Raw genomic sequence first — 13,893 nt, 5'->3', positions numbered from 1 at the left:
CGAGTTGTGTTTCTCGTTGTCGACGGCAGACGACTGTGACGCGTCCGTTGGACGCCTGGCGGGCACTGCGCCTGGTACGGGTTTCCTCGGAGGATACCACTTAAGCAAGCGGCGCGACCTGTTGCGGAGCGTCGCGTGAGCGCCGGCGTCGGCTTACGCCCGACGGACAAAGGCCGACCCGCGCACCCTTCGCGGAGTCCCGGCGCTATGTGAGCGACTTGGGTCGCTCTAAACCTTCCAGATATCAGCGCTTAAATGCGGCCATATGATGTTGCTGGACGATTTGGCTGAGAAGACAGCGCGGATTCCCGATGGCCCTGATACACCTCTTTCGCACGAACACGCCGCGTCGGGCACTGTGGTTCGAAGGACTCGGTTCGGCCAATAAGCGTCACTCGCAGAACAGTCTATCTGTTGGCGAGGCGTCGGTTGTGACGTTGGGACCGGCCATTCGCGTGAAAGCACTACCGCAGCTACTGCAGCAAGCGCGTTCATTTGAAGTTTTACTGTCGATTAGACGACGCCTGGCGCTCCGGCGCATCAGCCGCGTAGAAATCGCTGCGATGGTGCCGGTCTGGCGAAAGAAATTGGGCTAAAACGATCTTACGTCAGCGGGAAGCGCCGTTATAAGGATGTCGGATGAAGATGAATAGTGCGAATAGCCTCTCCATAAGTCGAGCTGATCGTGCAGTCTGACTTTCGGACAATGCGCGGCATCGCGTCGGACACGCTCATGCGGGCTAACTACGGACGAAGCGTTTGGGAACTCATCGGCTGTTCCAACGTTGCGACTAAGAGACTGCCGTGTAGAGTTTGAGTGGCGTGGCGCAAACCTATGGCAATGCCGGGTCCTGTAATTGTGACCGGAAACATCAACGAGTAGCTATCGGAGGTCAGTGAACTCTTCGTGTTTCGTTGACGGACTTGATTTCGCTTTGTTGAGACGCTTGTCACCACGTGTGGCGACGCCACGTATCGATAGCATCCCTTATATCGATCGGCTTGACCTCCGTTTCTTGGATTGCCGCTGCAGAAGCACTGAACCGTGGGGCCGGGGCGGGCCGTACGGTTCCGGCGACCTCGATGAACGTATTCCGTGCTTTCAGATGCTCGTGTGCGTGCGCTTCTTCCATGCTCAGGACAGGACTCACGCAGGCGTCCGAGTCAGCAAACAAGGCAGCCCAATGGTCGCGGGACTGGCTGCGAAACACCGCGGAGAGCCGTTCCCGAAGCGCGGGCCAGCCCGCTTTATCCGTTCGCGGCGGCAGGTCCGAAGCGACGATGCCGAGTCCGGAAAGCAAGGCCTGCCAGAACGGCTCTTCGATGGCCCCGACAGCAATCCAGCGATCATCCGCGGTCCGATAGGTGCCGTACCAGGGCGCGCCGCCATCCAATGCGTTCGTTCCGCGTGGATCCTGCCATTGGTCTTGAGCGTGCAGCCGGTAAAACAAGGACATGAGGTAGCTCGCGCCATCGACCATGGCTGCATCGACCACTTGGCCCCGGCCGCTGCTGCGGGCTTCATGCACCGCCGCGAGCACGCCGAAGGCGAGGAACATCGACCCGCCGCCGTAGTCTCCGACGAGATTGAGCGGTACGACCGGGCCTTGCCCGGTGCCGATGGCATCGAGTGCGCCGGTCAGCGCAATGTAGTTGATGTCATGGCCTGCACGGAGCGCGAGCGGACCGTCCTGTCCCCATCCGGTCATGCGTCCGTAGACCAGCCGCGGATTCAGTTCCAGGCAGACGTCCGGTCCTAGTCCCAGCTTTTCCATCACGCCGGGACGATTGCCTTCCAGTACCACATCGGCCACTGAGACCAGCTGCAACGCCGCATCCCGGTCCTCGCTTCGCTTGAGGTCCAGCGGGACGAAGCGTCGTCCTCTCTGCATGAAATCCTGCTCCCGAACGACGGCCGCGGGGCGGGTGACCTGAATGACGTCGGCGCCCATATCGGCAAGCAGCATCGCGCAGAAGGGAACGGGACCGATGGCGCCGAACTCCACGACCTTGAGTGCCGAGAGCGGTCCGGCCGGTCTCATCGAGCCTCCTGACGGGCTTGTGCGGCCATGTGCCGGCCAGCGAACATGACGCAGACCGCGGACAGCAGGAAGAGCACGGAGGCGACGATCATGCCCGCCGGCAGGCTGTGCGTCACCTGTTGCACCCGTCCGATCAGGAGCGGGGCGACCCAGCCGCCCGCGATCGCTCCGACCGAACTGATGACGGCGATGATCGCGGGTCTCGATTGACGGGGCAGGTAGGTTTGCGGAATCGACCAGAAGATGGAGAGCGACGAATACACCCCGATATTCGCGAGCATGAAGCCGACGAGTGCGCCCGCCAGGCCGCCGGACATCGCGACGGTGCCATAGCCCGCTGCGGCGATGACCATGCATGCCACCGTATGTCCGATCCGTTCCTTGCGACGGTCCGAGCGGCGCGACAACAGCGTCATGCCGATCATGCCGGCGAGCGGCGGCAGCGCGGCGATCAGGCCGATGCTCTTCAGCGATACGCCGTGGAGGTGAAGAATCTGCGGAAGCCAGGCGCCGACCGTCGCGTTGCCGCAGAAGATGCCCACGTAGCCGAGGATGAGCACCCAGAGCATCGGCTGCCGGAGCACGGCCAGCGTGTTCAGTTCGTGCGTCGCGGACCTGGCCGAAGCGCCGCTATCGAGTTCTCGCGCCAGCCAGATCTTTTCTTCTTTCGACAGCCACTTGGCCTGATCCGGGCGATCGGTCAGGTAGAACGCACCGAAGATGCCCAGCAGCACCGCAGGCAATCCTTCGAGAACGAAGAGCCACTTCCATCCCGGGATGCCGAAGGTTCCATCGAGTTGCAGGATCGCGCCGGACACCAGCGACGCCAGCACGTACGCAGCGGGAATCGAGTAGGAAAAGATGGCGTTGTATCGGGCGCGATAGCTGTCGGGGATCCAGTAGCTCAGCAACAGAAAGACGCCCGGCGTCAGGCCTGCTTCGGCGATGCCCAGCAAGGCCCGCACGGTATAGAAGCTGACCGGCCCCGTCACGAATGCCATGGACATGGTGACGACCCCGAACAGCATCGCGATGCGCGTGAGCGTGATGCGTGCGCCGAACCGTGCCAGCGCCAGGTTGCTCGGCACCTCGAACAGGGAGTAGCCGAGAAACAGGATGCCCAGGCCGATGCTGTACATCTGCGGCGTCAGGCCCAGCTCCTTGTTCATCGAGAACGACGCGAAGCTCAGGTTGCCACGGTCGAGAACCGAAACAACATAGAGCGCGATCAGATACCACATCAGTCTGCGGCCGATTTTCGCGACCGTGCGGGCGCCGTCGCGCTCCGCGGTGTGAGCAACCTGGCTGTCGTCGACCGGCGCCGGGATGGTCGTACGTGATGACAAGGACACGTCTCCTCCGAGTAGTTCTAGTATGTGGGTGGCCAAATTGGTAGGTGCAAATATAAGTTGCACTCGATTTCCGACCAAGTTCGGGAAATCCCTACTCGGGCCGGTGTTATCGCTTTGGAATCCCGGAAACAAGCCGTCATCCATAAAAATAACCATATAAAACAGCGCTATAAAGCGGCTCAACGAATCAGGCCCTGAGTTTCTACCTCGACAAAATCCGTCTCGCGAGATCAATCCCACCGTTGACCACTGCGTCGAAATATCGTAAATTGGTCCCACCAATTTAGTGAATGCGGAGACTACAATGCTATCCCACGAAGACAACGAGACGCTGGTTCGCGTCGGTCCCGGCACCCCCGCCGGTCAGTTCATGCGCTTGTTCTGGCTGCCCTTCCTGCCGTCTTCCGACCTGGTGGTCGACGGTGAGCCGCAACGCGTCAGGCTGCTCGGCGAAGACTTGCTTGCGTTCCGCGACAGCGAAGGGCGCGTCGGACTCATCGATCACGCGTGTCCGCATCGCGGCGCGCCGCTCGTGTTCGGACGCAACGAGAAGTGCGGCCTGCGCTGCGTGTATCACGGCTGGCAGTTCGGCGTGGACGGCCGGGTCATGGATACGCCCGCCGAGCCGGAAGAGAGCCGCCTGAAAGAGAAGGTCCGCATCAAGAACTACCCGTGCCAGGAGCGCAACGGGATTGTCTGGGCCTACATGGGCGATGCGCCGCGCGATGCGTTGCCGCCGCTGCCCGCGCTCGAATGGAACATGGTGCCGCTGGAAAACGTTCACTTCAGTTTCAGAGTCCAGGAGTGCAACTGGCTGCAGGCGGTGGAAGGTGAGATCGACTCCGCTCACGCGCCGATCCTGCATGGACGAATCGATGCGCAAGGCTCCATCAACGACTGGACCGCGAAGAAGGACTTGCGCCCGGTCTTCGAATGCAAGCGTCGCGATTTCGGCATCAGCATTGCCTCGCGCCGCATGCTGGATGAAGCGAATTACTACTGGCGCGTGAATCAGTTCCTCTTCCCGTTCTATACCCTCGTACCGCCGCAATCGAAGTATCCCGAGTTGAGCGGTCATGCATGGGTGCCCCTCGACGACGAGAACACGCTGTGCCTGATGTTCTCGTACACGCCGGCCACGCCGCTTTACGAAAAGTCACGCAAGGTCTTCGAAGAGGGCTATGCCGGTCGTGAGACTGGTCACGCGAGCAAGGACGCGTTCGCGCCTCGTCCGGTGTCGCAGCCTTATGCGAAGTACTGGACCAAATTCAACCTGGAGTCGGGCTTCCTGTTCAACTACGACGCACAAAAGAAGACCTGGTTCTCCGGGCTGCCCGGCCTCTGGGTACAGGACGCCGCCTGCCAGTCGGGCGTGGCGCCCATCTACGACCGCCGCAAGGAGAACCTCGGCATCAGCGATACGGGCATTGCCATGACCCGGCGCCTGTTGCTCGAAAACATCCGCAAGCTGGACGCGGAACGCACGCCACCTTTCCCGCTGGATAACCCCGACTTGTGGATGGTTCGCGCAGTCTCGCTGACGCTGCCGGCCGGCTCCACCTGGATGGACGACGATGCCGAGCACATGAAGGCGCGTCTCGGCGCCGACTTCGGCTACACCCCGTAACACTCGCTCATTCATCGTCCAATCATCATGTCACAGCCCAACGCCGAACGAATCGACGTCCGTCTCGTTCAGATCCGGCTCGAAGCCGAAGACGTCTTCTCTTTCGAGTTCCGTCCGATCGATTCGCCCGAGCTTCCCGCGTTCGAAGCCGGCGCGCACATCGACCTGTATCTTCCCGAGAACCGGGTGCGCAGCTACTCGCTGCTGAACGACCCGCACGAACGGCACCGCTATGTAATCGCCGTTCAGCTCGAAGCGTCCGGGCGCGGCGGATCCCTGTGGATGCATGGCACGCCGCGCATCGGCGACCGCTTCACGATTTCGTCACCGCTGAACGACTTCCCGCTGTGCGAAAGCGCGGCCCACTCGGTGTTCTTCTGCGGCGGTATCGGCATCACGCCGATCGTCTCGATGATCCGGCGGCTCGAACGCCTGGGCTCGCCGTGGCAATTGCATTATGGCGTCCGCTATCGTCAGCGCGCGGCCTACGCGGAAGACCTCGCCCTGCTGCCGGAAGCGGACGCTCGCGTCACCATGCACTTCGAAAACGACGGCGCCCGGATGGACCTGCGCCGCATCATCGATGAAGCGCCCGACGGCACGCATTTCTATTGCTGCGGTCCGCGAGGCATGGTCGATGCATTCATCGACGCCTGCGCTTCGCTGCCGAAGGACCACGTGCACTTCGAGCGATTCGCGGCGGCGAGCGAGTCGGCAACCGAGGGCGGATTCGAGGTCGTACTGAAGCGTTGTGGCCGGAAGATTCCCGTCTCCGCCGGCAAGTCCATCCTTGACGCGCTGCTCGACGAGGGCGTGAACGTTCAATACGCCTGCTCGACCGGCGTCTGCGGAACCTGCCGGACCGGCGTCATCGACGGCGTTCCGGACCATCGCGACGACTTCCTGACCGACGAAGAGAAGGCCAGCAACACCGCGATCATGGTGTGCTGCTCCGGGTCCGTGTCGCCCACGCTGGTTCTCGACCTGTAACTCGAAAAATGACTGCACGTCATGCGCGCGGCCAGACGCGCGTCAAGTGAGGAGACTTATGCTTTCCCAGTTTGTCGAAGATTTCCCCGAGCACGAGGCTCGGCCCGCGAATGCTCCGACCGCGCTTGCCGGTATCCGGGTCGTCGACTTCACGCATTTCATTGCCGGGCCGTTCGCCACGATGATGCTGGCCGATCTCGGCGCCGAAGTGATCAAGATCGAAGCGCCGAACCGCGGCGACGAGTTCCGCTACTATCCGCCGGCGCATCCGCAGGATCCGAGTCTCGGCGCACCGTATATCTGGTCGAATCGCAACAAGCGCAGCATTGCGCTGGATCTGAAGTCGGAAGATGGCCGCAGGATTGCCCGGGAGTTGATTGCATCGGCGGATGTGGTCGCCGAAAACTTCTCGACCGGCGTCATGGAGCGGCTGGGCCTCGACTACAAGACCATTCGGGAGACCAATCCCGAAGTCATTTACTGTTCGGTCTCGGCTTACGGCCGGGAAGGCGCATTCGCGGACCGCCTGGGCTTCGACCCGATCGCGCAGGCGGAGAGCGGCTTCGTTTCGATGAACGGCTATCCGGACCGGCTGGGCGTGCGCGCGCTCTCGCCGGTGATGGACATCAGCACCGCGATGATGGCGAGCAACGCGATGCTGGCCGCGCTGGTCTCGCGCGAGCGCACGGGCAAGGGTCAGGCCGTGGAGGTTTCGCTGTTCGACAATGCCGTGCTGATGACGGGGTATGCAACCTTGCAGCACCTGTTTTCAGGAGCGGAGCCGCAGCGGCACGGCAATACCAGTCCGGACACCTGTCCATCGGGCGTGTTCAAGGCGTCCGACAAGGCGTTCTATATCAACTGCGGCAACAACAAGATCTTCCAGCGACTCGCAAATCAGGTGCTGGAAATGCCCGAGCTCGCGAACGACCCGGTGCTCGCTGACCGCAATGGCCGCATCGCCCGGCGTGCGGAACTGTTCGAGATCCTCGACAAGGCATTCGCGCAACATCCCTGGTCGCACTGGCAGCAGCGCATGCGGGCGGCCTCGATTCCATGCGGTGAAGTGCGCTCGGTGGGCGAGGCCATCCGCTCGATGGAAGCGCGTGAGCGCAAGCTCGTGACGCGTCTTGAGCATCCGGAACTCGGCTGGCTGCCGAACGTGAGCCTTCCGTTCCGCTTCAGCGAAACGCCGGTGGCGGACCCGCGGCCGGCTCCGGGCATCGGTGAGAACAGTCATGCGGTGCTGACCGAAGTGCTGGGTTACGACGCGGCGACGGCGGCCGCCTTGATCGAGAGCGGTTCCGTCTACAGTTGCCCGGCCCCTGTCTCCGCGGGGAACGCAGCGCCGAGCGGAAGCGAGGTGACGACGTGAGCGACGGCCGGACGCTTCGTGGGCGCGTGGCCGTAGTCGGCGTGGGCGAGAGCGAATACTTCCGGTTCGGCAAGTCTCCGCATCCGGAGTTCAAGCTCGTGCTGCAAGCGGTGCTGGCCGCGTGCAGCGATGCCGGCATCGACCCGGCCGACATCGACGGATTCGCGTCGTTCGGCGAGGACCGGAATGACGCAGTCCGCCTGGCGACGGCGCTTGGCGTCAAGCGCATGCGCTCGACGACGATGCAATGGGGCGGCGGGGGAGGCGGATGCGCTGCCGCGGTGGCAAACGGCGCGGCGGCCATCCATGCCGGCATGGCGGAGTGCGTGGTGGTCTATCGCGGCCTTGCGCAGGGACAGTTCGGCCGATTCGGCCAGGCCGCGCCGAAGACCACCGTGTCCGGCGACATGGCCTATCAGATGCCCTACGGCGTGCTGGCGCCGCCGCAGAAGTTCGCGCTGCGGGTCCAGCGTTTCATGCACGAGCATGGCGTCGGACGGGAGGCGCTGCGGGCCATCGCGCTGGCATCGAATCGTCATGCACAGGCCAACCCGCGCGCGGTCATGCATGGCAAGCCGCTGACGGAAGACGCCTATGACGCGTCGCGCTGGATCGTCGAACCGTTTCGCCTCTTCGACTGCTGCATGGAGAACGATGGCGCGGGCGCCATCGTTCTCGTCGCGGCGGACAGGGCGCGGGATTTCGCGCGGCCGCCGGTGTACATGCTCGGGGCCGCCAGCGGAGCGGAGTGGCGCGCCGGCGCGAGTCCGCACAATGCGCCGTCCTATGGCTCGGCCAACTACTCGGCGGTGGCCGTCGACCTGTTCGAGATGGCCCAGGTCCGGCCCGCCGATGTCGGTTCGGTCCAGGCCTACGAGAACTTCACGGGCGGCGTTGCGATGTCGCTGTGCGAACACGGCTTCTTCGCTCCCGAGGACATCAACGACTTCCTGACGCTCGAAAATCTCAGCGCGCCGTCCGGCGCGTTGCCGCTGAATACCAGCGGAGGCAACCTGGGCGAATGCTATTTGCAGGGCTTCCAGCTCGTGATCGAAGCGGCGCGTCAGGTCAGGGGTGAGTCCACCAGCCAGGCGGCGAACCGGGACGTGGCGCTCGTGATCGGCGGCCCGATGGTCGCGCCCGCCAGCAGCCTGATTCTCGGTTCGGAGGCGACGCTATGAACGATTTCTACTTGCCCGAGGGACTGCCCATACCGGTTCCCGAGCCCGATGGCGTTTCAGCCCCGTTCTGGAACGGCTTGCGCAGTGAAAGGCTGCTGGTTCAGCGGTGTCCCGCTTGTCGCACCTGGCAGTTCGGACCTGAGTGGATCTGTCACGCCTGCCGGCGCTTCGATCCGGTCTGGGAGGAAGTCGAGCCGCGCGGCAGGATCTTCAGTTGGGAACGGATCTGGCATCCGTCGCATCCGGCGCTCGTCGGGCATCGTCCCTATCTGGTCGTCCTGGTCGAGCTTCCGGAAGCCGGCAATATCCGCATGTTGGGAAACCTGCTGGGCGATCCGAGCCAGGAAGTCGCGATAGGTGCTTCTGTTGTTGGAGTAGCCGAACATCATCCGGATTCGACGCCTGCCTACAGCCTTCTCAACTGGACACTGGCGACCTGAAAGCTGCGGGATTCACACGAGGCCGCCTGTATAATTTCACGACCAACATGGCAACTCCTTCGGTAAGCGACATGGAACCTACGTCCGCCGCAACGCGCGAGGCAACCCCCCGCTCAGAGCTCGTCGGGAAGATGCTCGCGTTCTTCAAGGAGCGCGGCTACGAAAGCGGCGAACGATTGCCGTCCGAGCGGGCATTGGCCGAGCGTTTCGGTGTCGGACGTAACGCGCTGCGCGAGGCCTTGTCCACGCTGAGCGCGTTGCGCGTGATCGAATCCCGCCCGAACTCCGGCATCTATCTGCGCCGGATGTCGACTGACAGTAGCTTCGAGACCATCGTGCTGCTGACCGAGATGGGCTCCGAGCCCTCCATGAAGGAGGTCAAGGAAACCCTCGAGGTACGGTGGGCGCTGGAACTCCGCGCGGTGCAGCTCGCCTGCGAGCGTCGCACCGAGGCGGACCTCGACGGCCTCGTGTCCATCATCGATGCGACGAAGGCTGTCCTGTCCAACAAGGGCAACATCTCGGTTCAGGACACCGCCTTCCACATGGCGCTCGCACGCTGCGCGCATAACGAAGTGCTGGTCCGTTTGCTGAACTCGTTCTATCGCATTTCCGAGAGCCGGCGCTTTGCGTTGTTCGCCGATCCGGCACGCGGCGCGACCTCGGCGGAACATCACGCCAAACTTTACGAGGCCGTGAAGAAGCGCGATGTGAAGAAGGCCATCGCGCTGATGGAAGGGCATTTCTCGAGCGCTGTCGACGCCTGGAATGAAATCCTCGGCGATGAAGACACTGCGCCCGCGAAGTCCGCCAGGAAAACATCTTCGAAGCGCGCGGCAAATCAATTCGATTGATCGGCCGCGCCTTTTCGTCTTGTCCCTCGGAAGTGCCGAACCGCTCAGAAGGTGTGGACAATCCCCAGTCGCACCAGTAGCTGATGGTCGGTCGAGGATGCGGTCAGCTGGGTGATCGAAGCGACAGCAGGCTGTCCCAGCGAGTCTGTTCCAGACGCCTTCTGATAGATGGCCAGCGCATACAGCCGCGTCCGCTTGGAGAGCAGATAGGCCGCCGACAACGTCCCCTGCTGATAACTTGCCTCGCCGAACGACCCCACGCTTGCCTTGCGCGTGTAGCTATACGCAGCATTGACGAGGAAGGCCGGCGTGAAGGCATACGTGGCATTCACCTCGCCGTTATTCAGTACGGCCGTTCCTGTGTAACGCTGAGGATTTGGACCTGCCGTCGTGTTGCCGAGTCCATCGAAGCTGGCGTGCGTGTACGTTCCGCCGAGTGTCAGCGCTCCGAAATAATATTTGGCGCCGGCGATAAGAATCTGATACGTGCTCGCCGACGCGAATCCTGCATACACAGGGTTGGTTTGCCCCGTCGTGGCCGAGCCCGCCGCGCCCATGTTGTTGACCGTGCTTCCGCCCGCGTTTCCGTTCGTTCCAAAGAAGGACAGGTTGGGATCCCGGGCATTCACATAGCCGACGCCCGCGCCGAAAGCGCCTGCCTTATACGTGGCGGCCAGCGACCAGACCTGATTTCGCCCCGGCGACCCGGCCACGCCGCCGAGCGAGTACAGCCCGCCCACGGTCACGCCCGCGAAATCGGCGCTTCGGAACTTGATGGTGTTGTTGACGCGGATGGAGTGGCCGAGATCATCGAAATCGTCGGGATTGGCGCCCATGTGGCCCGGGACTTCGCCTGCTTCCGAGAATGACGCCAGCATGTCGCTCACGACGGTGTATTGACGCCCGACCGTGACCAGCCCGAGCGGCGTGTCCATGCCGACGAACGCTTGACGTCCGAACATCAAGCCTCCCTGCGCGAGGCCGCCCGTGTTGATGTTGAAGCCGTTCTCCAGCGTGAAGACAGCCTTGTATCCGCCACCGATGTCCTCGGCGCCTCTCAGTCCCCAGCGGCTTCCTCCAATCCCGGTTGCGCCGTCGGACATCGCGTACTGATGCTTGCCGACCAGTGCTCCGCCGCTGCGGCCCGTCTGGACGTTGCTGGTGTAGTTGAAGCCCTGGTCGATGAGTCCGTAGAGCGTGACTGATGACTGGGCGTGTGCCGGCAATGCGGTGATGCCGGCCAACGCGCTTACCGCGAGCGTGAACTTTCTCAATGTCTCCTCCGTCGAGTTTATGAATGTAGGTATGCGTGCAGAATACACTGGACCACTCAAATTGGTCCACCAAAACTGGTGGGCCAATCGTAGAAGTTGAAGTGTCCTGCTGTCAAATCGCGGAGAACCCTGACAAGCAGTGTTGCTTGAGGGCTTGTACGGACTGTGGAGATGAAAGAAACGGAATAGACTGGCCAACCGAATTGGTGGACCAAAGAGGGATCGACAGCCGTTCGCGCGCACGGTGCATTGCACCGTGCGGCTTCGTCAATTCCAGGTCGATTCGATCATCGACTTGCGTCGGGTCGGAACGCCGAGGTCGTGCGAGACCTGGCGCAGGAGATCGAGGAATCGTCGCTGAGCGCCGGTCAGACGCCAGCTTTGCCGCGTGGTCACGCCGATCGTCACTGCACTGGCGGCAAGCGGTTCACCGATCCGGGCGAGCAGTCCGCTGCGGATCTGGAGCGCGACCTGGTCGGGCAACGCCAGCGTCAGCATGTTGCTGCTGCTGAGCATGCGGCCGATGATCATGATCGAGCCGCACTCCACGGGCGTCTGCGGCCGATTTCGGGCGAACAGTTCTTCCCACTCGGTGCGGAGCGGCGAAGCTTCGGGAGAGATGATCCACGGATACGAAGCCAGCGTTTGATGCGACGGGTTTCGCTTGCCCGCAAGTTCATGCTGATGACCTGCGACGACGACGGGCGCTTCGGTATAGAGCGCCGTGCACTTGAGGTCCGCCATGCTGGTCTCGGGCTGCTCTCCCACGATGAGATCAATTTCGCCATCGCGCAGCGACTCGACGAGGTCTGCCCAACTCCCTTCGAGCACGCGAAAGTTGGCCGAAAACTGTTCGGCCACCATCATGGACATCACTTCGGGCACGAGGAAGGCGCGGGCAAGCGGCGTGGTGCCGATCAGCAACACCGGATTTTGCGGATCGAGGCCCAGTTCCGACAACGCCGCCTTCAGCTCCCGGATGGCCAGCCAGCAGCTTCGTGCGAAGCGGTCGCCATGGAACGTGACGTGAACGCCTCGCGTGCGGCGCTCGACCAGCTTGCGGTCCAGCGCCTCTTCGAGTTCCCGCATGGCGCGATGCACCGCCGGCTGCGACGAACCGAGTTCGTTCGCTGCGGCGGCAAAGCTGCGTGTCTTCGCCAGTGCAAGAAACGCGCGTAACTGCGTCATGGTGAGACGCCGCTCGGGGGCGAAGTCCGCGCCCGTGACCAGGCGGCAACCCGCGCTCAGATGCCCCATGCTTGCCGCAATGCGCTCCAGCATGAGCGTGCCGGCGGACGTCGGCACGATGCCGTTCGACCTGCGCTCGAACAGCTCCAGTCCGAGCTGGCTTTCCAGTTTCAGGATGCCCTGGGTCAACGCGGGCTGGCTCAGACCCACAGCCGTCGCCGCCGCGCTGATGCTGCGATGTTCGTCGATCGCCATCAACGCGTAGAGGTGGCGCAGATTCAGCTGAAAGACGCTCATGGCTTCGAGTTCCATGTTCTGCGTCGTTCCCGAAGTGTTCATGTTTTCAATGTCGAGTGGCTAGCGCTATAGCGTGCTTATAGCATCGTTCTCAACAAGATGTCGGTTTTTGAATATCGTGCGGGTGCTTCGAATCCCGCTCTGCGTTGCTCCATCTAACATTCCTCAACTTGCTCTTCCCCACAACTCGGCGTGCAACGCCTGAGAACAAAGCAAGAGACGATGGAGACAAAAATGTTCCTGCGAAACATGTGGTACGTCGCCGCCTTTTCGGCCGACCTCACGCCGGGCAAGTGCCTGGCCCGAGTCTTTCTCAACGAACCGGTCGTGTTGTTCCGTACCGAGGCGGGCGTCATCAGTGCATTGATGGACCGTTGCAGTCATCGCGCCATGCCGCTCAGCAAGGGACATGTGGACGGCGACATCATTCGATGTCCGTATCACGGACTGGAATTCAATGCAGCCGGCGCGTGCACACGCATCCCGAATCAGGACCGCATCCCGCCCGCCGCCAACGTTCGCTCCTATCCCGTCATCGAGCGTGACGCATTGATCTGGATCTGGATGGGCGATCCGGAGAAGGCCGATCCGGCCGCCATCCTCGGCAACCCGGAGCATGTGGATCCGCAATGGAGCTGGCGCCCTTACACGATGCATGTGAAGTCGAACTGGCAACTGCTCGTGGACAACATCCTGGACCTGACGCACGTTGCCTACATTCATGCCAATACGATCGGCGGCAATCCGCAGGCTCACTTCAATGCCGATACCTCCGTACGGTTCGACGGCACGAAAGTGACCCTGCTGCGCAAGATGCCGGATTCGGTGCCGCCGAAAACCTACGTCCGCGCCGGCGGCTTCAAGGGCAATGTCGATCGCTGGCAGACGGTCGAATACGAACCGGTCAAGGGCAATGTGCTGCGCGTCAACGCGGGCGCGTGTGAGGTCGGAACCGGCGCGTACGAAGGGCGTCGCGACAATGGCTTCCAGCTCCTGAATGTTCACGGCGTGACGCCGGAAACGGAAACGACGACGCACTACATCTGGAGCATCTGCACGAACGCTCCGGCTGAATCCGGTGTGCCCGAGATGTTGTTCGACCAGTTCCACGAAACGATCTGTGAAGACGAGCGCGCGCTCGAGGCTCAGCAGGCGCGCATCACCGATACGCCGGACATGCGTTTCGTCGGCATTGCAAGCGACGGCGCTGCGACACGCGCCCGTCTGGTGCTCGACAACCTGATGGCGAGCGAAGCCTCGGTTCAGTGAGCTG

At 62.5% G+C, this 13,893-nt stretch carries 11 protein-coding genes; 7 read left to right on the top strand and 4 right to left on the bottom strand.

Annotated features, from left to right (window positions below):
* Positions 1–950: 950 nt before the first annotated feature.
* Both NCT05_RS13070 and NCT05_RS13065 read right to left on the bottom strand, forming a co-directional pair.
* Positions 951–2,042, bottom strand: a complete 1,092-nt coding sequence (locus tag NCT05_RS13070; protein ID WP_250502451.1) for a CaiB/BaiF CoA transferase family protein — start codon at positions 2,040–2,042, stop codon at positions 951–953.
* Entirely contained in the window at positions 2,039–3,538 is a 1,500-nt protein-coding gene (locus tag NCT05_RS13065; RefSeq protein WP_250502450.1) for an MFS transporter, read from the bottom strand. The genes NCT05_RS13070 and NCT05_RS13065 overlap by 4 nt, the downstream gene beginning before the upstream one ends.
* Positions 3,539–3,698: 160 nt before the next feature.
* On the opposite strand from NCT05_RS13065, the gene NCT05_RS13060 reads away from it, so the two are divergent.
* The 6 genes from NCT05_RS13060 to NCT05_RS13035 are packed head-to-tail and all read left to right on the top strand — an operon-like array spanning position 3,699 to position 9,861.
* Positions 3,699–5,021: a Rieske 2Fe-2S domain-containing protein gene (locus NCT05_RS13060; RefSeq protein WP_250502449.1), complete on the top strand. Its 1,323-nt coding sequence runs from the start codon at positions 3,699–3,701 to the stop codon at positions 5,019–5,021.
* Between the two features lie 27 nt (positions 5,022–5,048).
* On the top strand, positions 5,049–6,011 hold the full coding sequence (locus tag NCT05_RS13055) for a PDR/VanB family oxidoreductase (protein ID WP_250502448.1): 963 nt from the start codon (positions 5,049–5,051) through the stop codon (positions 6,009–6,011).
* A 58-nt stretch (positions 6,012–6,069) separates the two neighbouring features.
* On the top strand, positions 6,070–7,386 hold the full coding sequence (locus NCT05_RS13050) for a CaiB/BaiF CoA transferase family protein (protein ID WP_250502447.1): 1,317 nt from the start codon (positions 6,070–6,072) through the stop codon (positions 7,384–7,386).
* Positions 7,383–8,567 (top strand): thiolase C-terminal domain-containing protein, encoded by a 1,185-nt coding sequence (locus tag NCT05_RS13045; RefSeq protein WP_250502446.1) that lies wholly within the window; start codon positions 7,383–7,385, stop codon positions 8,565–8,567. The genes NCT05_RS13050 and NCT05_RS13045 overlap by 4 nt, the downstream gene beginning before the upstream one ends.
* Positions 8,564–9,007 carry a Zn-ribbon domain-containing OB-fold protein gene (locus tag NCT05_RS13040; RefSeq protein ID WP_250502445.1) on the top strand — a complete coding sequence of 148 codons (444 nt, stop codon included), beginning with the start codon at positions 8,564–8,566 and terminating at the stop codon, positions 9,005–9,007. The genes NCT05_RS13045 and NCT05_RS13040 overlap by 4 nt, the downstream gene beginning before the upstream one ends.
* Positions 9,008–9,054: 47 nt before the next feature.
* The gene (locus NCT05_RS13035) at positions 9,055–9,861 is read left to right on the top strand and encodes a FadR/GntR family transcriptional regulator (protein WP_250502444.1); all 807 of its coding nucleotides are present in this window, start codon (positions 9,055–9,057) and stop codon (positions 9,859–9,861) included.
* Between the two features lie 44 nt (positions 9,862–9,905).
* Here NCT05_RS13035 and NCT05_RS13030 read toward each other — a convergent pair whose 3' ends face one another.
* Positions 9,906–11,135, bottom strand: a complete 1,230-nt coding sequence (locus tag NCT05_RS13030; protein WP_250502443.1) for a porin — start codon at positions 11,133–11,135, stop codon at positions 9,906–9,908.
* Positions 11,136–11,402: 267 nt separating this feature from the next.
* Positions 11,403–12,635: a LysR family transcriptional regulator gene (locus NCT05_RS13025; protein ID WP_250502442.1), complete on the bottom strand. Its 1,233-nt coding sequence runs from the start codon at positions 12,633–12,635 to the stop codon at positions 11,403–11,405.
* A gap of 219 nt (positions 12,636–12,854) precedes the next feature.
* Between NCT05_RS13025 and NCT05_RS13020 the strand changes: the two genes are divergently transcribed.
* Positions 12,855–13,889 carry a Rieske 2Fe-2S domain-containing protein gene (locus NCT05_RS13020; protein ID WP_250502441.1) on the top strand — a complete coding sequence of 345 codons (1,035 nt, stop codon included), beginning with the start codon at positions 12,855–12,857 and terminating at the stop codon, positions 13,887–13,889.
* The last annotated feature ends 4 nt before the right edge of the window (positions 13,890–13,893 follow it).

This window comes from Caballeronia sp. AZ7_KS35 (assembly GCF_023631045.1).
Lineage (GTDB): Bacteria > Pseudomonadota > Gammaproteobacteria > Burkholderiales > Burkholderiaceae > Caballeronia > Caballeronia zhejiangensis.
This window is presented reverse-complemented; position numbering and strand designations above follow the sequence as displayed.

What these genes read in the sequence shown, in the direction of transcription:
- NCT05_RS13020 (WP_250502441.1), top strand. Translation starts at nt 12,855, where the DNA reads ATGTTCCTGCGAAACATGTGGTACGTCGCCGCCTTTTCGGCCGACCTC.
- NCT05_RS13065 (WP_250502450.1), bottom strand. Translation starts at nt 3,538, where the DNA reads ATGGATGACGGCTTGTTTCCGGGATTCCAAAGCGATAACACCGGCCCG.
- NCT05_RS13050 (WP_250502447.1), top strand. Translation starts at nt 6,070, where the DNA reads ATGCTTTCCCAGTTTGTCGAAGATTTCCCCGAGCACGAGGCTCGGCCC.
- NCT05_RS13035 (WP_250502444.1), top strand. Translation starts at nt 9,055, where the DNA reads ATGGCAACTCCTTCGGTAAGCGACATGGAACCTACGTCCGCCGCAACG.
- NCT05_RS13070 (WP_250502451.1), bottom strand. Translation starts at nt 2,042, where the DNA reads ATGAGACCGGCCGGACCGCTCTCGGCACTCAAGGTCGTGGAGTTCGGC.
- NCT05_RS13060 (WP_250502449.1), top strand. Translation starts at nt 3,699, where the DNA reads ATGCTATCCCACGAAGACAACGAGACGCTGGTTCGCGTCGGTCCCGGC.
- NCT05_RS13055 (WP_250502448.1), top strand. Translation starts at nt 5,049, where the DNA reads ATGTCACAGCCCAACGCCGAACGAATCGACGTCCGTCTCGTTCAGATC.
- NCT05_RS13025 (WP_250502442.1), bottom strand. Translation starts at nt 12,635, where the DNA reads ATGGAACTCGAAGCCATGAGCGTCTTTCAGCTGAATCTGCGCCACCTC.
- NCT05_RS13040 (WP_250502445.1), top strand. Translation starts at nt 8,564, where the DNA reads ATGAACGATTTCTACTTGCCCGAGGGACTGCCCATACCGGTTCCCGAG.